Source organism: Sulfitobacter dubius (genome assembly GCF_027214245.1).
Taxonomy (GTDB): domain Bacteria; phylum Pseudomonadota; class Alphaproteobacteria; order Rhodobacterales; family Rhodobacteraceae; genus Sulfitobacter; species Sulfitobacter dubius_A.
The window spans coordinates 25,652-49,915 of record NZ_JAPWHM010000007.1 but is presented as its reverse complement, the minus strand read 5'-3'; the positions used below and the strand labels follow the sequence as shown (position 1 = coordinate 49,915).

General features: G+C 62.2%; 23 protein-coding genes and 1 pseudogene. 3 read left to right on the top strand and 21 right to left on the bottom strand.

The features are described from left to right. Positions 1-156: 156 nt before the first annotated feature. The 8 genes from O4H31_RS16535 to O4H31_RS16500 form a co-directional block, all read right to left on the bottom strand. On the bottom strand, positions 157-1,239 hold the full coding sequence (locus tag O4H31_RS16535; protein WP_120352483.1) for a macro domain-containing protein: 1,083 nt from the start codon (positions 1,237-1,239) through the stop codon (positions 157-159). Further along, positions 1,239-1,868 carry a DUF4433 domain-containing protein gene (locus tag O4H31_RS16530; protein ID WP_206054332.1) on the bottom strand — a complete coding sequence of 210 codons (630 nt, stop codon included), beginning with the start codon at positions 1,866-1,868 and terminating at the stop codon, positions 1,239-1,241. The genes O4H31_RS16535 and O4H31_RS16530 overlap by 1 nt, the downstream gene beginning before the upstream one ends. A 255-nt stretch (positions 1,869-2,123) precedes the next feature. After that, the gene (locus tag O4H31_RS16525) at positions 2,124-4,124 is read right to left on the bottom strand and encodes a type IV secretory system conjugative DNA transfer family protein (protein WP_120352482.1); all 2,001 of its coding nucleotides are present in this window, start codon (positions 4,122-4,124) and stop codon (positions 2,124-2,126) included. A gap of 8 nt (positions 4,125-4,132) precedes the next feature. Further along, positions 4,133-6,484 (bottom strand): relaxase/mobilization nuclease domain-containing protein, encoded by a 2,352-nt coding sequence (locus O4H31_RS16520; RefSeq protein ID WP_269347612.1) that lies wholly within the window; start codon positions 6,482-6,484, stop codon positions 4,133-4,135. After that, positions 6,471-7,064, bottom strand: a complete 594-nt coding sequence (locus tag O4H31_RS16515) for a helix-turn-helix domain-containing protein (RefSeq protein WP_120352480.1) — start codon at positions 7,062-7,064, stop codon at positions 6,471-6,473. Before O4H31_RS16515 ends, O4H31_RS16520 begins: the two co-directional genes overlap by 14 nt. Before the next feature lie 563 nt (positions 7,065-7,627). Next, positions 7,628-7,834 (bottom strand): hypothetical protein, encoded by a 207-nt coding sequence (locus tag O4H31_RS16510; protein ID WP_007120662.1) that lies wholly within the window; start codon positions 7,832-7,834, stop codon positions 7,628-7,630. Between the two features lie 538 nt (positions 7,835-8,372). Continuing rightward, positions 8,373-9,302, bottom strand: a complete 930-nt coding sequence (locus tag O4H31_RS16505; RefSeq protein ID WP_120352478.1) for a DUF2493 domain-containing protein — start codon at positions 9,300-9,302, stop codon at positions 8,373-8,375. Positions 9,303-9,974: 672 nt separating this feature from the next. Continuing rightward, positions 9,975-10,337 (bottom strand): ArsR/SmtB family transcription factor, encoded by a 363-nt coding sequence (locus tag O4H31_RS16500; protein ID WP_120352477.1) that lies wholly within the window; start codon positions 10,335-10,337, stop codon positions 9,975-9,977. Between the two features lie 48 nt (positions 10,338-10,385). Between O4H31_RS16500 and O4H31_RS16495 the strand changes: the two genes are divergently transcribed. Together O4H31_RS16495 and O4H31_RS16490 are read left to right on the top strand one after the other, a co-directional pair. Continuing rightward, on the top strand, positions 10,386-10,832 hold the full coding sequence (locus O4H31_RS16495; RefSeq protein ID WP_120352476.1) for an SRPBCC family protein: 447 nt from the start codon (positions 10,386-10,388) through the stop codon (positions 10,830-10,832). Between the two features lie 28 nt (positions 10,833-10,860). Next, entirely contained in the window at positions 10,861-11,199 is a 339-nt protein-coding gene (locus O4H31_RS16490) for a hypothetical protein (RefSeq protein ID WP_120352475.1), read from the top strand. Positions 11,200-11,269: 70 nt separating this feature from the next. Here the strand turns inward: O4H31_RS16490 and O4H31_RS16485 are convergent, their stop codons facing one another. From O4H31_RS16485 to O4H31_RS16455, 7 genes are all read right to left on the bottom strand, one after another. After that, on the bottom strand, positions 11,270-11,674 hold the full coding sequence (locus O4H31_RS16485) for a VOC family protein (RefSeq protein ID WP_240791658.1): 405 nt from the start codon (positions 11,672-11,674) through the stop codon (positions 11,270-11,272). 9 nt (positions 11,675-11,683) lie between these two features. After that, complete coding sequence (locus O4H31_RS19690; RefSeq protein ID WP_120352474.1) at positions 11,684-11,977, bottom strand: ArsR/SmtB family transcription factor; 294 nt, start codon at positions 11,975-11,977, stop codon at positions 11,684-11,686. A gap of 248 nt (positions 11,978-12,225) precedes the next feature. Next, positions 12,226-12,954 carry a DUF736 family protein gene (locus O4H31_RS16475; RefSeq protein WP_269347531.1) on the bottom strand — a complete coding sequence of 243 codons (729 nt, stop codon included), beginning with the start codon at positions 12,952-12,954 and terminating at the stop codon, positions 12,226-12,228. Between the two features lie 125 nt (positions 12,955-13,079). After that, entirely contained in the window at positions 13,080-13,382 is a 303-nt protein-coding gene (locus O4H31_RS16470; RefSeq protein ID WP_120352472.1) for a hypothetical protein, read from the bottom strand. 100 nt (positions 13,383-13,482) lie between these two features. Then, the gene (locus O4H31_RS16465) at positions 13,483-13,944 is read right to left on the bottom strand and encodes a DUF6915 family protein (RefSeq protein ID WP_120352471.1); all 462 of its coding nucleotides are present in this window, start codon (positions 13,942-13,944) and stop codon (positions 13,483-13,485) included. A gap of 1 nt (position 13,945) precedes the next feature. Continuing rightward, on the bottom strand, positions 13,946-14,332 hold the full coding sequence (locus O4H31_RS16460; protein WP_120352470.1) for a DUF6878 family protein: 387 nt from the start codon (positions 14,330-14,332) through the stop codon (positions 13,946-13,948). Between the two features lie 118 nt (positions 14,333-14,450). Continuing rightward, a complete protein-coding gene (locus O4H31_RS16455) occupies positions 14,451-15,662 on the bottom strand; it encodes a strawberry notch C-terminal domain-containing protein (RefSeq protein WP_419723613.1) in 1,212 nt (403 codons plus the stop codon). Between the two features lie 42 nt (positions 15,663-15,704). Between O4H31_RS16455 and O4H31_RS16450 the strand changes: the two are divergent. Further along, positions 15,705-17,023, top strand: a pseudogene (locus O4H31_RS16450) (IS256 family transposase). A gap of 9 nt (positions 17,024-17,032) precedes the next feature. Here O4H31_RS16450 and O4H31_RS16445 read toward each other — a convergent pair. From O4H31_RS16445 to O4H31_RS16420, 6 genes are all read right to left on the bottom strand, one after another. Beyond that, positions 17,033-20,122, bottom strand: a complete 3,090-nt coding sequence (locus O4H31_RS16445; RefSeq protein ID WP_254694018.1) for a strawberry notch-like NTP hydrolase domain-containing protein — start codon at positions 20,120-20,122, stop codon at positions 17,033-17,035. 106 nt (positions 20,123-20,228) lie between these two features. After that, positions 20,229-20,504: a type II toxin-antitoxin system mRNA interferase toxin, RelE/StbE family gene (locus O4H31_RS16440; RefSeq protein ID WP_071974127.1), complete on the bottom strand. Its 276-nt coding sequence runs from the start codon at positions 20,502-20,504 to the stop codon at positions 20,229-20,231. Then, positions 20,491-20,790: a type II toxin-antitoxin system RelB/DinJ family antitoxin gene (locus tag O4H31_RS16435; protein WP_044353023.1), complete on the bottom strand. Its 300-nt coding sequence runs from the start codon at positions 20,788-20,790 to the stop codon at positions 20,491-20,493. The genes O4H31_RS16440 and O4H31_RS16435 overlap by 14 nt, the downstream gene beginning before the upstream one ends. 104 nt (positions 20,791-20,894) lie before the next feature. Continuing rightward, the gene (locus O4H31_RS16430) at positions 20,895-21,551 is read right to left on the bottom strand and encodes a DUF6927 domain-containing protein (RefSeq protein ID WP_120352469.1); all 657 of its coding nucleotides are present in this window, start codon (positions 21,549-21,551) and stop codon (positions 20,895-20,897) included. Then, the gene (locus O4H31_RS16425; protein WP_120352468.1) at positions 21,551-22,144 is read right to left on the bottom strand and encodes a regulator; all 594 of its coding nucleotides are present in this window, start codon (positions 22,142-22,144) and stop codon (positions 21,551-21,553) included. The genes O4H31_RS16430 and O4H31_RS16425 overlap by 1 nt, the downstream gene beginning before the upstream one ends. Positions 22,145-22,218: 74 nt before the next feature. Beyond that, on the bottom strand, positions 22,219-24,201 hold the full coding sequence (locus O4H31_RS16420; protein WP_120352467.1) for a ParB/RepB/Spo0J family partition protein: 1,983 nt from the start codon (positions 24,199-24,201) through the stop codon (positions 22,219-22,221). Positions 24,202-24,264: the final 63 nt, after the last annotated feature.

Here is a 24,264-nt window from a genome sequence, read left to right as displayed (position 1 = left end):
ATTTTGCTATCGGCTTCGGTCCTGGTTTAAGTGCCATGAATGCTCTCCTTTATTGGTTTGTTGATTTGATGCTCCCACGAATGTCCGCGTTGTAACGATGCTGCGGAAGCAACGCGGCATCGCCGCATGTGTGCTTCCCGCCCACGAACTCAAAGATTAACAGGCAGGCAGCCTGTTCGATGTCTGAAGTTGGCCCAAAGCTATGGCGACCAACCGGCGATCGAAGATCTTCAATTTGCGCTGTCCAGCGACTTCCCCGCCAGCCCAGTCCTTAAGACCTTCCATCACTCCCTCAACAGTCGGTTCGATATCGTCGTGCTGCATCATCCAGTCGACAGTCGCCAGAAGTTCCATGCCGAGAGGCGACTCAAAGCCATCGATGGTGGCCGAAGCCCATTCCAGTACGCTTGAGAACTGCTTCCCTTCACCCGAGTTCAGATAGGCTTGCACTCGATCATACTTTGCGTCGTTGAACCAAATGAGATCCAAGGGATCGGCATCTGCAAGGCGCTTGTCGCACCGGAGATAACTTCCATCGAGACTGTCGAGCAGCTTCGTCAGGTTATGCGAATAAGGTCCGTACTTGTTTGCTTGGAACCTGAACTTGAGTGCGTCCGAACCCCCGAACCGTTTCACGCCGCGCTCGAGAAACCATCCCAATTTCTGCACCTCAAGAATCGAGCATTCAATCCCAAGGAGTGAGTACCGACGTACCATCTCAGCCACCAGTGCGCGTGCCGGGGTGAGCTTCTCAACACCAGTGCGCTTGGCGACATTCTGATACTTGGAAGTCGGCTCGTAGACGATGGCATTAACCCCTTCAAGTTCCGCCAATGCCGACTCGATAAGAGGACGCACATCGCGCCAGTCAAGGCCACCATTACCACAGCCAAGTGGAGGGATCGCAATTGAATTAATTCCCTTCTCACGAATTACTCGGACAAGGTCCTTCAATCCATCCTCGACCCATTCAATCTTAGTTTTCACTCGCCAATGGGTCTTTGTCGGGAAATTGATGATCCAGCGCGGCCCGAAGAGCTCCTTGTTCTCGGTAACAAACATTTTGCCAGTACGCACTTCGCCTGCATCGCAGGCGCGCGCATAAGCTTCGAAGTTTCGTGGGAATTGCTCCTTGAACATGAGGGCAATTCCTTTGCCCATGATTCCGACCGTGTTCACGGTGTTCACCACCGCGTCAACGTCAGCTTCCAGAAGATTGCCTTGCGTGTAAGTTACCATCAGAAATACCAGCCTGGTCGCGCCACGATCTTGAGATCGAGCCCAACCTCCTCCCGTTGCTGTTCAAGTGTTCCTTTTTCGTTCTCGCTCAGGCAGACTATGCCTGCAAGGTGCTCCACTGGCAAGTGCCTGTGCACGAGCGCCTCGGCCTGGTAGCGATCCGTCTTTTCGGGATCATCGACGTCGCGTTTGAAGTCTCTACGCTGCAGGATGCCCCAGTCGACCTTGTCGAGGTCGTCGAGCGAGGTGAAGAATTGCGCAGTCTGGAGGTATGCGTGGCGATCTGAAAACACCGTTGCTACGCCTCGATCCTCGAGCCCTCGAAGTGAGGACGCCATGATCACAATCTCCGTGTTCGGGAACTGGCGAATTCCTCCGTAGCCAGTCTTGATGTTGTACATCATCATCGAAAATGGCGTGAAATAGAACGGAATGTAATCTGATAGCGATCCGCCCGGTGCAACAGGTACATTCCGTGCAGTCCGACGCTGAATTAATTCGAGGTTCCCAATTCGCACGAAATTGGGGTCTTGCACTCCGGAATTCTTACAATGAAGCCCATGCCTGAGGATCCACGGCACATTGTTGATGTGCGTAATCCTGAAGATCAGAGCTTTTTCGGCGGTCAAGTTGTTTGCCATGTCTCGATATGGATACAGTTTGGGCCAACTTCCCTCAAGATGTTATATGGTGACCAGCGCCGTCGAGCACATAGCCGATTGACTGGTTCGCAAAACACTTGCCATTCGGTCTTCGCACGAACGCCAACCATTGGCGACGGCCAGCCCCGAATGTCCGCACCTGCTTATGGCGTTGAACCTTTTCGCACCCTTTGCAAATGCCCGGAATCCGTCCTCCCCGACAAGCAGGCGATGTCCGCCACCCTATCGAGCAACCAGCTTTTGACGACCGTTCTCTCGCAGCATCGCTTCCATTTCATCCAAGCCATCGACAGCAGAGCGCATTTGCGCCTCATCAACGACGCTCGCAACTTCGGCATCCACGACCTGACTGCCAAAATCCATCTCCATCTGACGCTGTTCCTCGGCGATGACGGCTTGAACGACGGGCGCGGTTTTCTTTGGAACAACATCAGATTGCCCTGAATGTTCAGCATCATTAGGCTGGCCTGCTACGTCTACATCGGCCTCGGGTCCACTTGGCCCGTCCGGCGGCGGCGCCATCGGCATGGCGCGCACACTCAGCGGCAGCGTGCCTTGCGACCCACCTCCCCCCGGCTTCGGAAAAGGCAACTCCCCCGTCTGCGCCGCGTGGATCGCCTTGAACAGCCGATCGTCAAAATATTGGATCCGCTTTGCCCGGACCGGCATCTGGGCATCGATGACCATGACGATCTCGTCGAGCGGCAGACGGCGCGCCTCATCTTCAGGCAATAACGAGCTTTCTTCGGTCCGCGTGGATTGGCTGCGGCCTTCAAAGGGGTTTTTGCCGATGGACTGGGATCGCGTGATGACGGTCTTCGTGGTCTTGCCAACCGCCTTGCTCAGTTCCTCGACTGTCTTTTCATCCGAAGGCGTGAGATAGAGTTTCACGCCGGCGTTGCCCTGCAGGGCGCGGCGGGTGTTCTCGCCGTAGATTTCATCGAGGGCGGGGATGGTTTGGGTGACCACGGCCAAATGGCCGCGATAGGTCCGCAGGGTCTCGATGCTCTCGACCACGATGGGCATCTTGCCGAGACGGTTGAACTCGTCGAGCATGATCATCACTGGCCAGGGCTCGTCGGGCCCGGGGTCCTTGTCCTGCATGGCGGAAAGGAGATCGGAGAAGAAGAGCCGGATCAGTGGTGCCAATGGTTTCACCATCAGCGGCTGGACCACGAGGTAGACCGAAAAGGGTTTCTTGCGGATCGTTCGGAAATCAAAGTCCGACACCGCCGTCGCCTCGTCAATCGCCGGGTTCTGCCACTGGTCGAGCCCCGAGGTCATCAGAAGCGAGACGTAAGAGGTCAGCGTGTCGTTGTTGGTCGAGGCCAACCGCGTGAAGATCAACTTGGCGGCCCTGTTATCGACCTCGTGGCCCCGCGCGAAATACTCCTTCTGCTTGTTCCCGCCCGAGGCCGCGATGCGGTAGATCTCGCCCAGGGTCGGACGCTTGCGCTGGAAGGCCAAGAGCCCTGCCGCCACGAAGAGATCGATCCCGCCCTTGAGGAGGCCCTGCACCCGGTCATTGTCGCTTTGCAGGAAGAGCGTCGCCAGAAGCTGCAGTTCCATCTGCTGGCGCGCGGGATCTTTGAGCTCGGCGATGCGCAGCAGCGGGTTGTAGCGATGCGTGCGCTTGCCCTCCCAATCGGTGGGGGCAAAGCGATAGACCTTGTCGCCCTGGGCTGCGCGGTGCCGGGCCGTTGCCTCGAAACACTCGCCCTTCACGTCGAGCGTCACGGCAGAGCCTTGCCATGTCAGCAGGTTCGGAATGACAAAGCCCGTGGTCTTGCCGCGGCCCGTGGGGGCCACGATCAGCGCATGGGGGAAAACCTTCGAGCAAATGTAATTGGCGCGGGAGCCCGGCGTCCCCAGCTTGCCGAGGATGAACCCGGTCCCTGGCGCCCCAAAGAACCCACTGGCCTTCATCTCGCGCGCGGTCTGCCAATGGGTCTGGCCAAAGCGTGTCAGAGCGGACCCCGAGAGAGCAAGGCTCAGCATCAGGCCGGCAGCGGCAAAGCTGCCGATGATCAGGTGGATGAGTTGGGCGTCCTCCGGGCGGCGATCCAGGATCGCCATGTAGTTCTGCGCGATATAGGCAAAGTCGATCTCGGCCCCGAAGCCGAGATCCTGGTAGGTCAGCACCGCCGAGGCGATGGTATAGCCCATGGCCCCGGTCACCAGCGTCACAAGCAGGACGCCCGTGGCAATCCGCGCTTTTCCCATGGAGGCGCTCAATGGACCTGACCCCGCTCGGTCTCGCCATCCACGTCTGTCGCGCGGTGTTTTTCATATTCGGTGTCGGCAAGATCATCGACCACCTGGCGCAAGGCCTCCGTGTTGGCCGTCGCTGCATCCGATTGCAGGTAGACCTTCGCGACATAGAGCCGGTCGAGGCGGTCCTCGAGAACCTTGTCCAGCGCATCGGCATCGCCGGATGTGAGCCGGTCGAGTTGGCGAACGTCCAGCACCCGCGCGATCTCGCCACGGAAGGCGTCCCGCTCCGCCTCCGTCTCGAAGGGCGCGGAGAACTCCCCGGCCCGCTCATGGTCCAGAACACGCGCAATCTCGTCTGCGAGGCGGTCGGCACGGTCAGACTGCGGCGCAGTTTCATCGCGGGCTGCGAGGATGTCGTCGTGCATGCCAGACCCGAGCCCATCGCGCATCTCGGTTTCGCGGCGGACCTGATTGATGGCCTCCGTGTCGCGTATCTCGACAACGGCCGCATAGGTCGCACCGAGCCCACGGGCAAGGTGGGACGGCATGTCCGGATAGCGCGCGCGCAAGTCATCCGTGACAGCATCTGCAACGGGCGTGCGGACGTCGCGTCCCTCCATGATCCGGTCGACCTCGCGGGTGATCGCGCTGGCGCGGGCCGCATCGGTGATGGTTTCCCTGTAGGGTTCAGACCGATCGATCACATCGCCTGGGCGTGCAAGCAGGTCCGGGTGCGCTGCGAGATACGCGCGCTGCTCGGTCTCGATCCGGCGCTCCGCCCGTGAGACAACCTCCCAGTCCCGGTCCTCGATCTGCTGCGCAGTCAGGCCGTCTGCGCGCATCTCCTGACGGATTGTCCCTTCCATCTCCCGCACCGCGCCCTCATGATAATGGAACTGCTCGCTGACCGGTTCCGCTTCCATGACCCCATCCCGGCGCAGCACGTTCTCCCGCTCCAAGAGCGTGCCAAGCGCGACGTGCACATCGTTGAGAATGTCACGCGCCTGTTCCAGATCGGCGCGGCGTTCAAGGTTCAGATCGCGCGCCTCGGCCACCTTGGAGAGATCATCTGCGATCCATTGATGCTCCAGCGCTGCATTTGAGGCGCCCGTCTCGATCCGGGCCACCACTTCCGATGTGCTGATCCCGGTGCCCCGTAGTGCCGCGTCAATGCGCGATCTCAGATCGGGCTCGGCCAGACGCTCGCGCTGGCTGGCGTCGATATTGGCTTCGGAATAGATCCCGCCCTCCGAGGGGGTCTCTGACAGCGTGGATGATCGCAGCCCCAAGGGCTGCATGTGCTGGACCTGCGTCTGGATCTCGATGAGGCGTTTTTCCAGCAAGGGACGTTCCGCGTCAGACTTCTCGGCGATCATGCCCTGCACCCGCGCGAGCTTCTCCGCATAGAGGCTTCTGAGATCCTCGAAGCTTTGATCCTCAGCCATATAAACATCTCCTGTTCGGTCCACCTTCCCGCCATGCGCCAGAACCTCGCCCGCGCGGAAGAGTGCCGCGGCAATGTCTTCGCGGGCCCCGCGGACCTCGGAGGTCTCCCGGGAGGCCTCCACGGCAAGCGAATGGTAGACGGTTCTGGTGTTGGCGATCTCCGCCAGCGTCCGCGTCAGGTCGGCCCCCACGCGTTCGCGTTCGCGGGGCGCGCGGCCCTCGTCTTTCGCGGCATAGACCTCGCTGGTGCGGGCCGGGTAATGCACGACACCGCGATCAACGCGGCGCGTGGCCTCCAGGCGCACGCCATACTTTTCCGCCTCCTCGACCATGGCGAGGCGGAAATCGTCATAGTTGAAGCGATGGTTGCGCCCCAGAAAGAAGAACTCGCCTTCCTGCGAGCGGCGGTTCAGCACCAGATGCGCATGCGGGTGATCTCGGTCTTCATGCACCGCGATGATGTAGTCGAAATGCCCCTCCTCGGTCTGGAAGAACCGCTCCGCCACATCCGTCGCGATGTCGCGCACATCCTCCCCGCGCGTGCCGATCGGGAAGGACATGAGCAAATGCGTGGTTTGCCCGAGCTTGGGTTTGAAGCCCGCATCCCACCGCTTGGCAAAGCGCTCTGTGAGGTCCTTGATGTCGCCCGCCTCGAGCTTTGTCTTGCCATCCAGAAACCCGCTCGAGTCGACGATATGGGTGGACTTGGTGGTGAGGTAATCGAGCTGGTTTGCGAGCTGTGATTTGGTATGCGTACCCCCGCCTCGGATCGCCTTGAAGACCGCCGGACGGTGCCCGGCCGCCGCGCGCACAAGCTGGCTCTGCTTGGCCACGTGCAGCCCTTGCATCGAGCCCCGGACGCGGCTCCAGCCATCCCGGAAGACCTCGCCCGTGACGGCATGGACGGCATCATTCAGCCGCATGGGCAAACTCCCTCAGCGCGACCGTGGCCTGCAGCTGCATCGCGTCCCGACGGCGGCGCAGAAGCAGATCGATCTCGTCAGCGGAATCCAGAATGAACCGCGCCAGCCCGCGCATCTGCGCGAGGCGCAATTCGGTGAACTCGGCACTCGTGCCCCCCACGGCCCCCTGCCCCCGCCGGTTGGCCTGCGTCATCTGCTTGGCGATCTGCGCGACCCCATTGCCGACCTCGTGCAGAGAGGCGCGATAGCGCGCCATCTCTGCCGCCATCTGCGCGTCCGGGACAAACACGCCGCCCGCAGCCTGAATGAGCCGCCGCAGCCCTTCGGCCCGGCTCTCGATTCCGGCCTCGGCCAGCACCTCGTCGAGCGCCGCAAGCTCCGCAGCCGTGACCTTCACACTGATCGCTGAGACCGGGATGGCGGCATCCGTCTGGCGCTCGGCATCAGCTTTCAAGACGTAGCGCACGGCGCGCGATGTAACACCGAACCGCGCAGCCAGCTCGGACGTCGACACACCCTCCGCGGCCTCGCGGACGATCTGCATCTTCTCCGTCTCTGTCAGGCGTTTTGTTCGGGACATGCGGAAGAAAGACCCCCTATTTCCTGCCACCTTCCACCAAGGCTGCCCCCACCTTACGATAATATACCGTGCTGTCAATTATATACTTACGTTGCATTCAGTCTCAGGCAGCCTTGGTGTCCGCTTCACGCCGCGGCCCGCAGGGACGCGGCTCTGCCGCCCTCACCACCGGGCGACCCACCTGTCCAATGGGTCCCCTTCCCCAGCACCGCCCGAGGGTCTGGACGAACACGCATGTGTTCGGACGGAACCGCGGGCGGGCGCAAACCCCACCGACAGGGCGGACAGTCAGGGTCAAGGCGGGCCAGATTTGGCTTGCCAAATCTCTGCCGCAAAAACCGGGAGGCCCTGGCCGATAGGTTTTTGTGGATGGCCCCCTTGAGGCTGACTGGCCGGTCTGTCGCGGCCTGATCATTTCGGGGGGAGTGCGTCCGTTGAACGCGCAGCGGCCGACGGCTTCGTGAAGTCGCCTCGGGCGATCTGACCGCCGGACGCGGCATCCCTGGAACAGGGATCGGGCCGCCCCAAGATCGTCCTGGGGCGGCCCATCCTCGTCAGAGGATTTAGTCCTGGGGATCTTTCGCGCTCGGCGGGAACATCACCAACTCCGAGACCGCGACCGGGAAGTCGAGCTTGAGGCTGAAAAACTCCGAGCCGTCCCCGTTGCGGGTGTTGCGGAACATAGCGCCCACGCGCTGAAAACGGGTGCGCTCCTGGCCATCGGTATCGGTGAACTTGACGGGGACGGTGGCGACGTAGTGGTTGGTCATTTAGGTTACTCCTTGTTGCGATGGGGATCACCCGGCACGGGGGCAAGAGGCCCGGTCGCAAGCGCAAATGCGGAGGGTCCGCGGCCAGCCGTGGAAGCCGTATTTGTGCTTGCCGAAGCGCAAGCGCAGGGCACGATTGGGCCGACCCCGTGCGATCCACATCTATGAGCAAAAAGGAGTGATCCGGATGACCCTTGCCATCACGCAGCCGCCACCATCCGCGTCCGCGTCCCGCCGAGCCTGGCCGGGGTGCTGACGGAGCCCGCCCGCGTGGATGCGATGTTCCGAAACACGCCCCGAGGGACGTGCAGGTGTTCAGCCTCATATGCGACGTCTCGACCCCTCGCGTCTTGCGCTGCTGACGATGTGCGTGAGGTGCGTACCATCCCCAGCCCGTACCGATGCGGATGGGCCGCACTCTGACGGACCGGGTAGAGGGATAACGGTGCTGGCCGCCGCGAGCTGCCGATCACGCATGACCAATCGCACGCGCCATGAGACATGACGAAAGGGCCGCGCCAAGCGCGACCCCCTCTCTTCAATCCTGCGACGCCTTCTTCGTCGGGTCCGCAACCCGCATGACCGTCAGGCCTTTCGCTTCCGCCTTCTGCCCGAGATTCAGCGCGACCCCGTTGCCGCCGAAGAGGACAACCCCCGTCGCCGCGAACTTGTCGTCGAGCATTTCGTCGTTGCACTTGAACGGTGCCGCCCGCCCATGCGCGGACCAGCGAGGATCAAAGCGCGCCTGCGCTATCCCGCGTGCCCGGGCCCACCGAGCCGCAATCATCTCTGCCCCGTGCTTGCCACCCTTGTGGCAGAGGAAGATCTCCTGGTTGCGGTTCTGCTTGATCCGTTCGCGAACCTTGTCGAGCGTGTTGAAGATCACATCGACATCTGTCCAGTCGGTGGCTCCTGAGACGATCAGGGGCACCCCCTCGACTTTCGACTTCTCGGCGGTTTCGCGGTCGTGCTGCTCCAGGAGCTGCCGTGCCTCGAAGACCGCCCCGGTCTCTTGCGCGCGGACGCTTGCGCGCGACCCGGCTGCCGGAATGAAGGCGTGGCCCGCCTCGATCTCGTAGCATTCCGCCGCAGCCTCGCTCATCACCTCGATGGCGCCGACAATCTCGCGCAGCTGCAGAAAGCGCGCCTGCGCCTCTTCGAGCGCGGTCTCGGCGATCTCCGATCCGTCGTGGGATTTTGCCAGCGCGCCGATCTTGTCGGCGGTGCGGTCGACCTCCTTGCCAAGCGCCACCTTGCGGCGCTGGAGGATCGTCGCGAGCCCATGGGCCAGCGGTTCGATTTCGGCTTCAAGCCCGGTCCCGCGCAGCTGCCCGAGCAAAGCCTCGAAGCTCTCGCGGATGATGCGGTCGGTCAGGACGTGATCCTCGGGGATCGGCAGCTGCGCGTCCTTCTCGGTCAGTCCGAAAAGTTCAATGGTCTCGTAGGTGTTTGCGTTGTCGTAAGCCATGTCTGGTCTCCAGTGTTCGGTTCCAAGGCCACCACGTGAGTGTGGGGGCATGGCCGAATGCCTGGTTTCCGAATCTGCCCGGGTCAGGGACGGCGCAGCCGCCGGCTTGCCGGGCGAAAAAGTTTTCTGCGCGCAGCACCCGACACATGCGCGCGCTCACGCACGGGACCGCCCCAAGCCACCGGCTACGCCCTCGCGGAAAAGTTTTGCGATCCTTGACGCGGGCTGATTTGGGGGCCATCCGGAGGATATGCTTCCGCACTCATGTGTGTGTGTTTTGACGGTAGGTTTGCCCGACCCGAGCAGGCAAACGGCCCGACCGGACGCGGGAGACGGATGGAGCGGCGGGATCGTTTTGGCCTCGGGCCAAAACAGACCAGAGCGCAATCCGGCGGAGCGGCCGGGGAGGGACGTGCTCGCGAGGCGGGCAAACCGGGGGCCTGGGTGCGACGCCGCGGTGAGGCCGCATGGCCGAATGCGCGACGGACCGAAGGGCCGTTCTCCCCTGCGACACGCGAAGCCGAGCTGGGGAGGCCGGAAGGCAAGTTGGAACTGCGTTACAAAAGAAGATTAGGGAAATTCTGAGTTTCAGTTGTAGAGGTCAAAAGCGGAACTTCGCTGCGGGACGAACGAACTGGTAAGATGCGGACAAAGCAGACTTGCCTTTCTCCCTCAATCACTGCTGGTGCCGGCATCGTCCGGCGATGCTGCTTCGGTCTCTGCAAACGCCTCCAGACTCTCGAGAACCGCGACCGCATGCGCCGCGTACGGACCGATCCAGCGGTTCTGAACGTCGTGGATCGGGAGGGCGTCGAGATGGTTCCAGCGTTCTCGGCCGCGCCGCTCAACAACCACCAGCCCGGCTTTTTCCAACACCGACAGATGCTGCATCACCGTGCAGCGGTCGAGATCCGTAAGCCTCCCGCAAAGGGCGCCGGTGGTCTCCGGCCCATCCTTGATCAGGTCGAGTATCCGCCGCCGCGCTCGATGGCCAAGCGCCTTGAACACGGCATCAAATTTATCTTCGATTGACATGTTATGATTTTATAACATGATTGACGAAACGCAAAGAGGATTCGCATCATGGAGCTGAAATTCACCGTGGCAGGACGCATATCGAAGCCGGTCGAAGAGGTCTTCGAGGCCGTGGTCGCTCCTGACTGCCTGTCGAAATATTTCACCACGGGCGGGGCACGGGGGCGGCTGGAAACCGGGGCCGAGGTGACCTGGGACTTCCACGACTTTCCCGGCGCTTTCCCCGTCCTGGTGCAGGAGGTCGTCCCAAATCAGAGGATCGTGCTGCAGTGGGAGGCGGACGAAAAGACCGCCACATGGACGACCGTGACCATGGAGTTCCGCCCGCTGGACGATGGGCGCACCCTGGTGCGGATCAGTGAATTCGGCTGGCCCGAAACCGAGGCCGGCCTGATCTCCTGCTTCGGCAATTGCCAGGGATGGACCGGGATGCTCTGCGCCATGAAGGCTTGGCTGGAGCACGGGATCAATTTGCGCGACGGATTCTACAAATAATTCAACATAGAAAGAGGAGAACCATCAAATGGAGCCGGGAAAAAACATCGCCATCAAGGTTCCCCTGCATCGCTGGGAAGACACCGTGGCCTTCTACCGAGACAAGGTCGGCTTGACGGTCGCCCGCGAACTGGAGAACAGCACCGGGTTCGAGTTCGGCAGCTTGACCCTTTGGATCGACCGCGTGCCGCATCAGAGCCAGGTGGATGTCTGGATCGAACTGTTCGACGAAGACCCCGACGCCGCCCTGTCGCGTCTCGGCAGCCCCAATCGGGACGAGCTGGAGCCGCTGACCAATGTGACCGGGCACTGGACGTCGGACCCGGCCGGGACGGTGATCCTGTTGCGCAAAGAGCAGATGGGTTGAGCCACTGGATTGATGCCACCACCCGATCTTGGGTCGGGTGGTGGCGCTCCGCTGCGACCGCAGGCGCCCGTTAGCGGGTTTGCGCATCCTTGATCTCTACCAGCTGGATCAGGTTGCCGCAGGTATCATCCAGCACGGCCATTCTGACATCGCCCGCATCAACCGGGTCCTGCGTGAACCTGACGCCACCTTTTGTCAGGTGATCATAGGTGTCGGCCAGGTTGTCGACCTGAAAGGAGGCGGCGGGAATACCATCCGCAACAATCGCTGCCCGGTAAGGTTTCACAGCCGGATGATCGCTGGGTTCCAGAAGCAGCTCAGTGCCAGTCGGCTGCTCCGGCGACACCACCGTAAGCCAGCGGTTCTCGCCCACCGGAATGTCGTTCTTCAACTGGAAGCCCAGCTTTCCGACGTAAAAATCAAGCGCGCGGGCCTGATCGTCGACAAAGACACTGGTGACATGGATTTTCATCATCGTTCGCTCCTAAAGAAATGGGACAAGGGCCTGTTGCACGGCCTCGCGCAGCGGACCCGGCTCAAACCTGTGGATCTTGGTTCGCCCCTGCCACGAAATTTCCAGCAGTCCCGCCCGTTCGAGGGCGTCGAGATGCTGCGAGACAGTTTGACGGGACAGATGTCGTGCGCCGCCCGGCTGATCCGGGGCGACACACAGATCGAAAAGCGTCTGACCGGGCTTCTGCAAAAGCGACGCCAAGATGCGGCGCCTTTCGGTATGCGCCAGCGCTTTGAATACAAGTGTTATCTGATCCTCTGTCATGCCTGCTAAATATGCAGTACAAATACTGCATGTCAACCTATTCAGTAAAGCGAGTGCCAAGACCTCAGGGTAGAGGTCGAGGCATGGTCACGAAGGTCGTAGTAGGGCTCTTCGGTAGCATTAGCTGCAGGCGACACGAACGTCTGCAATGTAGGCCGGGTTCATTCAACCACACCAGCACAGCAAAAGGGGAACCGTGGTCCCACGGCTCCCCTTTCGGTTCAGATCGTCTCCCCCTCGCGCGCCGATTAGGCGACCAGCGAGAGCCCCGCGCCTGCGTCCTGCGGCTGCTCACCGCTGTCGATGAACGGGATGATCGAGAAGGTCTGCCCGCCGCGCTGCTCTTCGTTCTGCACGGCGTTGACGCGCAGGTCGCCATCAGGCGTGTTGATCAGCAGCGACAGGTAGTCATTGCCCGTGCGGCTGCTTTTGGCCATCCACGCCGAGCCGACGCGGATTGGTTTACCCCGGGGCGAGCTGACCTCGATCCGGTAATCCGGGTGGGTCTCCTCGGATTTGTAGCTGTTCTCGATCAGCGTGAACTCCAGATCGAACATCATGTTGGCGATGTAGCCGGTGAACGCGTTGTCGGCGTCCATGGCGGTGAGCTCGCCTGAGATCGAGCCGGATTTCATCAGGCCGTTCGAGACCAGCGGGATGATCTCGAACTCCCCGCTTTGGGTCGCGCGCGATTCTTTCGTCTGCACCGCGTTGACCCGGAACGGACCCAAGCCGACATCGATCTGCATCGAGATGTAGGGGTTGCCGCTGGTATTGCCGGTCTCGTTCCAGGCCGTGCCGATGCGCACCTTGCGGCCTGATTTGTTGACTGCCGTCACGTCAAAATCCGGGCTGCGTTCGGACATCTTGGCCCGTGCCTCCAACTGGATGGCGACGTCAAAGCGCGTCCCGTGGATCATGCCGGTGTACTGAGCGGCTGCGGTCTCGACGTTGCGGGTGAGGGTTCCTGCGAACATGGGATAGTTCCTTCTTGGATTGGCCGGTGCCTGACGTTCTTGCCAGCGCATCCGGGATTGCTTTCTCGACCCCTTGAGGGATCACAAACCAGAAAGCTTGCTTTCCTTTCAGCCCCGCCCACGGGTCAGAGCTGCCGTCCGAGTGGGAATGCCCCCGCGCCTCCTAGTGCTACGCCCCTCCCCTGCCCGTTTGGTCTTGATTGGCTGCCCGGATTTTCCGCGCCGTCCTCCGATCTCGCGATGAAGAACTCCGCCTCTTTTCCGTTCAACCGGTGCCCGCTCCGGTCGGTCAGACCGATGCAGCTTCCGTTCGGCACATAGGTGATGAGGTACTGACCGAGCCGGTCTTTGTGCACAACGTAGCCGGTATTGGCCCAATGCATGGTCTGGCCGGCATCGACGGCCGCCTTGATGGCTTCGAGTGTCATGCGATCCTCCTCAAGAAGAATGGTGGGGAAACGACGCAAGAAGCCCGATCTTCCAACCGGGCTTCCGTGCGGCATTCGTTTGGCAAACGACCGAGACCTGTCAGGCGCTTTGCGTGGCTTGCATCGCGCGCGCCGCCATCCAATCCTTCAGGCCAAGAACCGTTCTTCCGGCGGCGACCTCGGAGGCCCAGGCAACCCTTGGGTCGCCGCAGGGCTCATCGCCAGAATGCCGGTCGATATGGCCATTGGCCATCCATGGCTCAGGCTGGATCCGTCGCAGCCAGTCCGCCATGCTCGGAATGCGGCCCTGGCAGTCTTCACGGATATGCTGCTCGCCGATCCAGCGCACGGGAATGTCCCGACCTGCGCTATTGGTCAGGGTCAAGCCGAAGACACGTTCGGCCTCGAACAGGCCTTGAGCGTGGTGGCGCATGGCTCGGTGCGTGAAGAGCGCGAGGTGCTCTTTCGAGGCGTCAAACCAATCGTGCACAGACTGATAGTCAGATGGCACCCCGCCGAATTTCCGGGCAGAGCTTTCGGCATGATGAAGCGGATGGGCCATCTCACAGCCCCTCGTCATAGCTGTGCGAACATTCGACATAGCGGTCCGCGTGATCGAGGATGATGCTGTCTAGTGCTATGTCCCAGGTCAGCGTGCCGTAGCCGCCCTCGTTGTTTTCGAACCCCGGATGATGGTGATAGGCAAGCGACCAGGCGAAATCGCCCACCTCAGTGGCAAGCGCCTCCGGCAGTTGGACCTCCGCAGGCTGCACCGTCACATCCTCGACATTGCCGGAGTCGCCATAGCCTTCGTATTCGGCGGTGACCTCGCTGATGCCAAGCGCGCGTAGTTGCGCAAGCAGCTCCGCTCGGGATGCCTTCAGGGTGGTTTCGCGCTCCGCGCGCCACTGAGCCGCCATCGCGGCGTAATCGATCTGGGGATTGGTCATGGGTCTGTCCTCTTGTCTGAAGTGGGGGCTGGGCAGGCATGGGGATGCCCGCGGCCGGGAAGCGCAGACCGGCCAAATCCCGATCCGCGACGCCCGACCGGAAGCCCGCTTTGACTTTTCAGGCGGCTTGTTCTGCAGCTCTAGCGGCTCGATGCCCAACGATCCGGGCCAGAATGCTTCCCGTGTCGATCCCGTCCCCATGCGGCAGAAACACCCGCAACTGAAAGGCGATGATCTCCGTGAAACACCCCATAGCCTTGAGGCCGTCGATCATGCCTCGATCTGCACCGCCCAACTCAAGGCGCATCTCGCCAGCGACACGACGACGGGTCAGGCTCAGGCCCCGGCCCAGATCGACAGGTGCGGTGGTGCCGAGGGCGGCGGTCAGCATATCCTGTGGCGTTTGCGGATTGGAGACGAGGAAGCGGGCGCGCAGCGCGGCCGCTCCTTCCTCGCTCAGCGTGCGCCCGATCATGGCGGTCGCCCCATCGGGCGTGACCCGGTAGATGCGCTCATTGGTGGTCGGAATGTCCTTCCAGATCGGCAGCAGCAGCCCGGTCAGCAGGTAGAGCTTGGTCGTGGTGGTTTTTGGCAAGGACGCGGCCTCGGCATCCCAGACCTGCGTGAACTCGGGCCTTTCAATGTCTTCCCAGGCAGACGCCTCAAATCGGGTCTCCTCCAGATAGCTGGACCCGTTTGGCCGCACCATCTTGCGCATGAGGGTGACGATATCCTCATCGTACATCTGCATGGGGCGCGCCGAGATGAGCGCCGCGCGGCCGGAGGCGCGATTAACCATCGGCAGCTTATCCGGATTGCGCGATATGGCCTCTTCGGCGCCCAGGACATGGACCGGGTCCGTCACCTCAAGTCCGATGATCCGCGTCACGGCGCCGGATTTCGGCCAGGTCCAGAGATCCTCAGTGGAGACCTGTTCGATCTTTTCGCCGCGCAGGGTTTCGACGCCGAGATCGAGCGTGCCCGCCGCGCGCGCCCTTTCCGTCTGATCGGCAATCCGGCGCATGAACTCGGCAAAGAGCGCGTTCTGCATGTGGATGGGAAGGGCCAGAACCCGGTTCAGAAACCGCTGGATCGGGGGCAGCTCCTCGAGCAGCACCCCGTCCTTGTCGATCAGCCGCAGGGCCGTCCAGTCGGTGAAGTTCTCATAGCTCATCGCCTCGGCGCGCCCGGCGGCAAGATCGGCGTAGTAGCCACGCAATGCCGCCCGCGCGATCGGGCTTTCCAGATTGTCCTCCTCGCGGAACATGCCTTGCGAACCGGTCTCGCGTTGGCCCTTGGTCAAGGCCCCCAGCTGGTCGAGGCGAGCTATGCGGGAATTTGGGTGATGGCGTGATTTGAAGTGCGGCGTATCGTGGCGGGTGTCAAAGCCGGCCAGAACCTCACAAGGAGCGATACGCCATGAAGGAAGATACAACGATCCTGCCATTTCGCCAATCGGAAACGATCGTCGATCCGCTGACAGAGCTTGCTCGGCAAGGTGCTCGTCGGATGCTGGCGGAAGCGCTGAAGGCCGAGGCTGATGCCTTTGTCGCCAGTTTTGCCGATGAGCAGTTGGAAGACGGGCGTCAGCGGATTGTGCGGCATGGATTTGGCCCTGAACGGAAGATTCAGACGGGGATCGGTGCTCTGGATGTCCAGCGGCCCAAGGTGCGCGACCGGATGGCGTCCTCTGATGGGGCAGAAAAGATCCGCTTTACCTCGAACATTCTGCCGAAATGGGCGCGCCGCTCGATCAGCTTGGACGCGCTGCTGCCTGTTCTTTATCTGAAGGGCATATCGACGGGCGATTTCCAGGACGCGCTGTCGGCCATCATGGGGCCGGATGCGCCCAACCTCTCGCCAAGCGTCATCTCGCGTCTGACTGCCGGATGGCAGGTTCAATATGATGCCTGGGCACGGCGGGATCTGTCTGCCCGCCACTACGTCTACATTTGGGCGGACGGCGTTTATCTTCAGGCGCGGATGGAGGAAAATGCCGAATGCATGCTGGTGATCATCGGCGCGACACCGGAGGGCAAGAAAGAGCTGATCGGCTTTCAGGTCGGCCTGCGGGAGAGCGCGCAGAGCTGGCATGAGTTGCTGACCGACATCAAAGGCCGCGGGCTGTCCGTCGCACCGGAAATTGCGGTTGGGGATGGAGCCATGGGGTTCTGGAACGCACTGGACAAAACGTTTCCAGGCACAAAGCACCAACGGTGTTGGGTGCATAAGGTAAAGAACGTCCAGAACTGTTTTCCCAAGCAGATGGCCCCGGCGGTCAAGTCAGATCTGGACGACATCCAGCACGCCGGAACGCGCGCAGAAGCCGATGCTGCGTTGGCAGTTTTCTCCGAAAAGTATGGCGTCAAATACCCAAAAGGTGTTGCCTGCCTGACAAAGGACGAAGAGGCGATGCTTGCATTCTTCGACTTCCCAGCCGAGCATTGGGGCCATCTGCGCACCTCGAACCCGATTGAAAGCGTGTTCGCCACTGTTCGGCACCGAACGGTGAGGACCAAAGGGGCGCTGTCACAAAAGACCGCAAAACTGATGGTTTTCACCCTCATTCAGGCAGCATCGAAAAAATGGCTGCGCCTCAAGGGCAGAAATCAGTTGCCAAAGGTTATCGAAGGAATCAAATTCAACGACGGTGTCGAAGTGACCAACGACACCGAAAACCGCGCCGCCTGATGATGCGCGTCACCCAAATTCAAGCATAGCTCGGTCGAGGCGTTTGCTGATCGTCGAGGTGAAACGCTTCTCGCCATGCACATCCGAGGTGCAGACCCGGAAGAAGGGCGCACTGACCTGGGCCGAGCGATGCGTGCGGCCCAGCCCCTGGATGGCCGCGTCGGCGCGCCAGCCGGGCTCCAGAAGATAGTGCCGCCGCCGTTTCTGGTTCTTCGCGGTCTGTGCCGCATGATAGGACCGGCCCGTCCCACCTGCATCGGAGAAGATCAGGATGTCCTTCTCGCCGTCCATGAAGGCCTGGGTTTCGGAGAAATTGCTGCTGGCGGCGCGCTTCTCGATGAAGAGATGGCCATCTTCGGCCTTGAGTGGCCGGATCGAACGGCCCGTGACCTCCGCGACAGCCTCGTCGCCAAAGGCCCAGAGGATTTGATCGAGGGCCGAGGGGATCGGCGCCAGCGTCATCAACTCCATCATGGCCGCGTCACGCAAAGCGAGCGCCTCGCGCGAGACGACCAGCGCGCCAGTCTCATCGCGCAACGGCTCGGCCACCATGTTGCCGTCGATCTCGACCAGCTTTTGCGCATGGATCGGGAAGGCCTGTTCGAGGTAGCCCAGAACATAATCACGCGGCGTCAAGGCACCCTCAACGAGTTCATCCTCCGGGTCCATCGTCTCAAGTCGGCGCTTCAACAGGCTCTCGCCTGTCGAGACCACCTGGATGACGCAAGCATAGCCCGCCACCAGATCCTGCTCGATGGCACGGATGATGGTTAGGGCTTTCATGCCCAACAGGAGATGGTTGAAAAACCGCTGCTTCGTGCTCTCGAAGCGGGACTTGGCCGAAGCGCGTGCGGCCGAGGCATTGGTCTCGCCCGAGGCGTCGTTGACCCCAGTCGCGGTCAGCGCCGCCTCGAGATTGTGGTGGATCGTCCGAAACGCGCCCGCATAGGCGTCGTAGATCTCGATCTGGGCCGGGGTGAGCGCGTGTTCGAGCACGTCATATTCCACCCCATCAAAGCTGAGGGCACGCGCCGTGTAGAGCCCGAGCGTCTTGAGATCGCGCGCGACCACCTCCATGGCAGCGACACCGCCGGCTTCCATCGCAGAAACGAAGCTCTCGCGTCTTGGGAAGGGGTATTCGGGGCCCTGCCCCCAGAGCCCCAGCCGCGCGGCATAGGCCAGGTTGTGCACGCTCGTGGCACCCGTGGCCGAGATGTAGAAGACGCGGGCGCGGGGTGCTGCCAGTTGCAGCCGCAGGCCAGCAAGGCCCTGCTGGGAGGGTTTGACCCCCCTGCCCTGCTCGGACCCTGCCGCGTTCTGCATGGCATGGGCCTCATCAAAAGCGAGGACGCCTTCAAAGTCTGCGCCCATCCAGTCGAGGGTCTGGTGCAGTCGCGTGGTGCCGCATTTGCCCGCGGACCGCAGCGTGGCGTAGGTGACGAAGAGGATACCGTCGCCCATCGGGATGGGCTGGTCCGGTTTCCATTTGGAGAGCGGCTGAATGTCGGCAGGCGAGCCGCCGAGATCGGTCCAGTCGCGGATCGCGTCCTCGATGAGCGTGGCGGATTTGGAGACCCAGATCGCCTTCCTGCGCCCGGAAAGCCAGTTCACGAGAATGAGCCCCGCGCATTCGCGCCCCTTGCCGCAACCGGTGCCGTCGCCGAGAAAGTACCCAAGGCGATAGGCCCGTGCGTCTGGGTCATCATCGGCGCGCGTCAGCTTGGTCTGGTCGTCATCGATGGTAAACCGACCGGGCAGGTCGCGCCCATGGGCATCATGCGCCATGATGATGGTCTCGAGCTGCGCCTCGGAGAGATCTCCCTCCTCGACCAACCGTGCGGGCAGGCGCAAGTCATCACGACCCGTATTTGAGGGCATGGGCGGGGCAACCGAGGCCATGGCGATGCTCTCGACGAGCGGGGTGGGATGTTCCTGCGCACCCGCGATCTCGATCCGTTGCGGCCGGTAACGCGCATAGATGTCCGAGATGGGCGTGTTGTCGCGAGGGGTCTCAAAGCTTGTGAAGCTGAGCGGACGGACGGCATTGGCCCGGGGTTTGGAGGCGGCAACAGGCGCAGCGGCGGTCTTGCGCGGGGCAAATGATGGAACGGTCAGCCGCGCGTGCGGCATCGACGCCGCCTGTTGTACGGGGCGCGCCTCGGGCCGGGTTGCGGCCACGGCGTCGACAAAAGGAAGGGCTTCGTCCAGATCGCACACAATGGCGCGGATCATCTCGCCGTCCTCCTGCACCTTGTCGAAGACCATGAGCTGTGTTTCGACAGAGGTGCCAAGCTTGCGGTAGACCTGCCCCGGCATCGTCAACGCCAAGCGCAGCGTCAGGAGACCGCAGGCGCGTGACCAATGCGCGGCATCGCGTTCGGGCGTGAACCCCGGCGGCATGATCGCCACCAGCCGCCCACCGGGCGCGAGACGCTTTGCAGCCGCGATGAGATGTTTGGCGGCGATGTGCTTGTCCCGCGACCGATCGACCGAGGAGGCGAAGGGCGGATTCATCACCACGACGTCGGGTAGAACCGGCGTCTGCAGCAGATCATCGATATGCTCGCCGTCATGGCCCGTCACCTCGCCGCCGAAGAGGGCCCGTAGGAGGCGCTGGCGAAAGGGGTCGATCTCGTTGAGCAGAAGCGTGGCACCGGCCCGGGCGGCGAAAGCAGCCAGGGCACCGGTGCCAGCCGAGGGCTCCAGCACGGTCTCGCCCTTGCGAACGGCTGCCGCCCGCACCGCCATGGTCGCGAAAGGCAACGGCGTGGAAAACTGCTGCAGCCGGATCTGCTGCTCTGACCGGCGGGTTTCCGTCAGCAGCCGTGAGGCAAGCAGCTTTGCAGCAGCGATGTCACCTGCCGCGTCGGCCCCACGCAGCAGCACCTGGACGGTCGCGGCCTGCATCAGGTCATAGGCCATGCGCCAGTCCCAGGCACCGCCGGCATCGCTGCCATGAAACGTCTCGCGCATGATACGCGCGAGCGCTGAACTGCGCAGGGGTTGGTGGTCGATCTCCGTGCCGATCTGCGCGAGGGCAGAGGCGAGGTTTGCGTCGGATTCAACAGGATTGGGGAGCGTTGAGCGGTGCTTGGACATGGGGGTTTCCTTTGGATCAGGGTCTGAGTTCCAAAGGACAAAAAGCCCGCTCTACACTTTGAAGGCGTAGAGCGGGCAATTTCTTAGCGGAGGGCCTGCACGCCGATCATGGCCACTGCTGCGCAGCATGAAGTACGCGCAAAATGGTCACCATCTCAGGGCTTTCAGCATAAACCACGATGTAGTTTGGCCGAACAACCATCTCCCTAGTCCCGTCCACACGGCCCGCGCGGTACATCTGAGGGCGTTCTGGAAGGAGGGACGTCTTGTGTTCAATCTCGTCTTTGAGAACTTGGGCGGCATCCGGGTTGTCGTCAGAGATGTAGTCAATGATTGCCAACAAGTCGGCGATGGCCGTGGCTTTCCATTCAAGATTTGGCAAGGCGCTTCCCGTCAATCAATGCCTGGGCGTCTTGCATCGCCTTGGCATGGGGCGTTGTGGGCCTTGGATCGTCCAGCGCTTCCTGTACCTTCGCCCGGAACCAGGCATCATAGGCATCCGGATCAGCGGTCAATCCGGCAGGCAATCCGCCTTCTGCGGCCACGCGGGTCAGAAGAATACGCACCGCATCGGAGAGCGTCAGACCGACGCCCGCAAGTGCGTCCGAAGCCTGTGCTTTCAGCTGATCGTCAACACGAACATGAAGCATGGATGTTTGGGCAGGCATGGATGGTCCTCCAGTTGATGGGAGTGATGTATCTCATTTGAGATACGGTTTCAAGTCGGCATTATGTGCGCGCGTGGTTCCGTGGTGTTGTCTCAGCGAGAAACTCAACCACCCTGCCCCGCCAGGAACTCCGCCAGCACCGGGCTAGCCGCACCTTTCGCGGAGCTGAGCAGCTCCGAGCCCGCAAGCGAGGCCTTCGACAGGCGTACGAGCCCACCAGTTTCCTCGATGCGGTAGCAGCGGCGTTTCTGCCGACCCCGCCTGTAGTGTGTCGCGGTGACGATCTGGCAGGTGCTGCCATCGGTGAGCGTCACGGGTGCTGCGAGCCTGATCTTGTCGCCTTCCTCGTAGTCAGGGATCGAAGCCCAGTCCCGGCAGCGCTGGCGCCAGTCCTGGGCGTAGCTGTCCGGGTCTTTCAGGTCGGAGAGGAGCTCGATCAGCCCAAGGGGAGCACGAGACTCGTTCGGGCCAGCGCTTTCCTCCATGTCCTTGTAGCCCCAGCAGCCGTCATCGTATCGGGTGAGGAAGACAGCTCCGAAAGTGATGGAGCCATCCGCATCGGTGACATAGGTCGCGTCTTCGACAGGGGTGCCGTCGCGATTGGTGACCCTAGCCGCTGCATACCAGGTGGAGCCGACCTTACAGGCCTTGACCAGTTCGGTTTTGCGCGTGTCGCCCTCGAAGGTGCACAGCCGGGCAATCTCCGCTTTCTCGTCCGCGTAGGTCTGGACGCGGCAATCGGTGTAGAAGAGCCATCCCATTATGCCGCCCTCCGGTCATCGATTTCCATCAATGCATCGAGCGGCACGCGGTAGGGCTGCATGGCGTCGAAATCCTCGCAATTGCCGCAGTTCTGCACGATCGCGAAGGTGTCGCAGGCATCCTTGAGGATGACCCGGAAGGTGCCGCCGAGGCCTGACGGCACCTCGTAGGTCCCGCCGATGAGATAATCCGAGGCCCGGCGCACGAAGACGCGGATGCTGTGGCCATCGGTGGCGAGCCGGATGGTCCCCCGCCCCCGGTCGATGAGCACCTGCACGTCATCCAGGATGTCGGTGTAGAACTGGCCTGTCAGATCGCGAAACGCCATGCGGCGCTGCGCCATCCAGTCGGTATCCCGAAACGGGTTCATGCCGTCGGCGAAGGCAAAGGAGGGATCGGCCTGTTCGGTGGTGACGATACGGGTGGTCGTACCATCGATGCCGTTCGAGCGCAGATGCACACCATTGCCAACGATCAGGATCAGGGCCGGCCTGTCCACGGGCCCGTTCCAGTTGGGCAGGAAGGTCTTACAGGCACGCGCATGTGCGATTTGCGCCGCGACAGCGGACGCAGAGAACTTGAGAATAGCCATGGGGATGTCTTTCTGTTCGGTTTGGAAGGGTCGACCCGCGCGCTCGGAATGCTCCGCGCGGGTCACTTGATGCGTCAGGCCGCTTGCGCGACCTCGCTGGCAGGCTCCGGAGTTTCCACGGTGGGCTCCGCCTCTTCAAAGGCGACACCGGCGGTCTGCATCATCGGCGGGCACCAGGCGGCCACGGCAGCGCGCTGCGCGTCCGTGAGTGTGGCGAAGGGTTCGGCGAAGAGCTTGTCACAAAAGGCGACGATCTCCTTCTTGCTCGACGAGGCCAGCGTCACCGCCTCCTGGGCGAGACCCAGATCTTCGCCGAGGATCCTCAGGAGCCAGGCCTTCTTGAAGCGGTTGAAGAGGGCCGCATTCGGCGTCCAGTGGGCGCGAATGTCGGGCATGATCTCGATCTCGAACGCATGCATCAGGCTGTCGCGCTGGCGGTCCCGCGTGAAGCAGGACTGCGTGGTGCTGGCGGTTGCAAAGGCGACGAGCTTGGCCTTCTCCCCTGCCTCCAGCGCGCGAAACGCCGCGAACTGATCGGTGGGCGCGCGGGTGTCATCGAGCCACGAGAGGTCCAGCGCATCATGTGCCGCCGCCACCTGCTCGAGCGAGGTCTCGTCGATCTCGTCCATCTTGGCATGGCTGCGGTATTCGTTGCGGGCATCGATCTTGATCGCCTGCGTGACACTCATGCCGCTGGCCAGAACGTCACTGACCAGCTTGAAGAGCGTCAGATCGAGCGTGGCCTCCGGATGCAGCGCCATCGCGGCGCCGAGGGCCATGGCCCGCTCGGTCTTGAGGTCCTCGGCCAGCGAGGCTGGGTAGGTGATTTCGCCGGCGTCCGGGGCCTCCTCCCCTGTCGGATTACTAGCGGAGCCGCGCGCGCCCTCCTCTTTGACGGTGTCCTCGGGGCGGACGAGGCCCACATGGAGCGTGACCTTACCGGCCGACCACGACGCAATCACACCAGCGCGGGCGAGGTCCTCGGTGCTATAGGCCTCCTGCAGGTCGCGGGCTTCCTCTTCCAGAGCGTCCACGCGCTCGTAAAGCGCGTTGTAGGCACCGTCCTCGAGCCCCTCGTCCTCCATTTGGAGCTGCAATTTCTCGAGTTCGGCGGTGATCTCATCGACGCGCTTCTGGGCAGCCTCATCCGGCTCGATCGGGCCGGGATAGACGCGGCCGTAGTCGGCCATGGTCGCGTAGTCATAGCGCACCATCGCATCGGCCCAGGCAAAGCCCAGCTTTATGCGGGCCTCTTCGGCAGCGGCACCGAGCTTCTCGAGCAGGATGGTCTCGACAAGTGCTGCATCCTCGAGCACGGAATGCTCTTCCAGAAGGTCAGCCGCGACAGCGCCGCCGCGTTCCTCGTAGTCCGCGCGCACGAAAGCCCCGATGTCGTCGCGGACCTGCACACCGCGGGATTTGAGTGCCTGACGGACGGTGTAGGCCTGCAGATAGCCGCCGTCTTTCGTGAGCGCCTCGAAGACCTCGCGCTGCGTATCCTGGCTCGGATGCTCGGCGAAGGCCTTCATCGTGTCGAGCGTGATCACCTTGCCCCGGGCCGCGGCGCGGATGTCGGGGTGGATCAGGCCATAGCGCAACCGGCCTTTCACGACGGCAACGGTGGTGCCGAAGGTCTTTGCGATCGTCTCGGGCGTCTGGCCGTCGACCTCCATCATCCGGGCGAAAGCCTCGAACTCGTCGATTGCGTTCATCGGCGCCTGGGTGATGTTCTCGGCGAGCGACAGCGCCGTGGTGACGTCGCAGTCGTCAGGGACAAGGCGGCAGTCCACCTTGGTCTTCGCCGTGAAGCCCTTGATGGCCTTTTCAGCGACCAGCTCCTTCAGCGCGGCATGCCGCCGGCCACCAGCCAGCACGGCGTATTTGCCGTCGAGCTTCTGGACCAGGATCGGCTGCAAGAGGCCCAGAACGGCGATGCTGGCCTTCAGATGGGCGATGTTCTCGGGATCATAGGTTTCCGGGGAGTTGCTGCGCACATTGGCGGGATGCGGGACGAGATCGCCGATAGCGACGGTAAGGGGAGCAAAGCTTGTGGTCATGGGATATCCTTCCAGGAGGGTGAGGTGTGGCCCGCGCGCTCACGCGCGTGACCAATCCCCGGC

Bases quoted from the DNA above. Each gene is read 5' to 3' on its own strand.
- O4H31_RS16475 (WP_269347531.1), bottom strand. From the start codon at position 12,954: ATGTTCGCAGGAACCCTCACCCGCAACGTCGAGACCGCAGCCGCTCAG.
- O4H31_RS16460 (WP_120352470.1), bottom strand. From the start codon at position 14,332: ATGACCAATCCCCAGATCGATTACGCCGCGATGGCGGCTCAGTGGCGC.
- O4H31_RS16505 (WP_120352478.1), bottom strand. From the start codon at position 9,302: ATGGCTTACGACAACGCAAACACCTACGAGACCATTGAACTTTTCGGA.
- O4H31_RS16430 (WP_120352469.1), bottom strand. From the start codon at position 21,551: ATGGGATGGCTCTTCTACACCGATTGCCGCGTCCAGACCTACGCGGAC.
- O4H31_RS16485 (WP_240791658.1), bottom strand. From the start codon at position 11,674: ATGATGAAAATCCATGTCACCAGTGTCTTTGTCGACGATCAGGCCCGC.
- O4H31_RS16520 (WP_269347612.1), bottom strand. From the start codon at position 6,484: ATGCGGCTGAATGATGCCGTCCATGCCGTCACGGGCGAGGTCTTCCGG.
- O4H31_RS16515 (WP_120352480.1), bottom strand. From the start codon at position 7,064: ATGTCCCGAACAAAACGCCTGACAGAGACGGAGAAGATGCAGATCGTC.
- O4H31_RS16510 (WP_007120662.1), bottom strand. From the start codon at position 7,834: ATGACCAACCACTACGTCGCCACCGTCCCCGTCAAGTTCACCGATACC.
- O4H31_RS16435 (WP_044353023.1), bottom strand. From the start codon at position 20,790: ATGCCTGCCCAAACATCCATGCTTCATGTTCGTGTTGACGATCAGCTG.
- O4H31_RS16420 (WP_120352467.1), bottom strand. From the start codon at position 24,201: ATGACCACAAGCTTTGCTCCCCTTACCGTCGCTATCGGCGATCTCGTC.
- O4H31_RS16490 (WP_120352475.1), top strand. From the start codon at position 10,861: ATGGAGCCGGGAAAAAACATCGCCATCAAGGTTCCCCTGCATCGCTGG.
- O4H31_RS16535 (WP_120352483.1), bottom strand. From the start codon at position 1,239: ATGGTAACTTACACGCAAGGCAATCTTCTGGAAGCTGACGTTGACGCG.
- O4H31_RS16465 (WP_120352471.1), bottom strand. From the start codon at position 13,944: ATGGCCCATCCGCTTCATCATGCCGAAAGCTCTGCCCGGAAATTCGGC.
- O4H31_RS16525 (WP_120352482.1), bottom strand. From the start codon at position 4,124: ATGGGAAAAGCGCGGATTGCCACGGGCGTCCTGCTTGTGACGCTGGTG.
- O4H31_RS16470 (WP_120352472.1), bottom strand. From the start codon at position 13,382: ATGACACTCGAAGCCATCAAGGCGGCCGTCGATGCCGGCCAGACCATG.
- O4H31_RS19690 (WP_120352474.1), bottom strand. From the start codon at position 11,977: ATGACAGAGGATCAGATAACACTTGTATTCAAAGCGCTGGCGCATACC.
- O4H31_RS16500 (WP_120352477.1), bottom strand. From the start codon at position 10,337: ATGTCAATCGAAGATAAATTTGATGCCGTGTTCAAGGCGCTTGGCCAT.
- O4H31_RS16425 (WP_120352468.1), bottom strand. From the start codon at position 22,144: ATGGCTATTCTCAAGTTCTCTGCGTCCGCTGTCGCGGCGCAAATCGCA.
- O4H31_RS16445 (WP_254694018.1), bottom strand. From the start codon at position 20,122: ATGTCCAAGCACCGCTCAACGCTCCCCAATCCTGTTGAATCCGACGCA.
- O4H31_RS16495 (WP_120352476.1), top strand. From the start codon at position 10,386: ATGGAGCTGAAATTCACCGTGGCAGGACGCATATCGAAGCCGGTCGAA.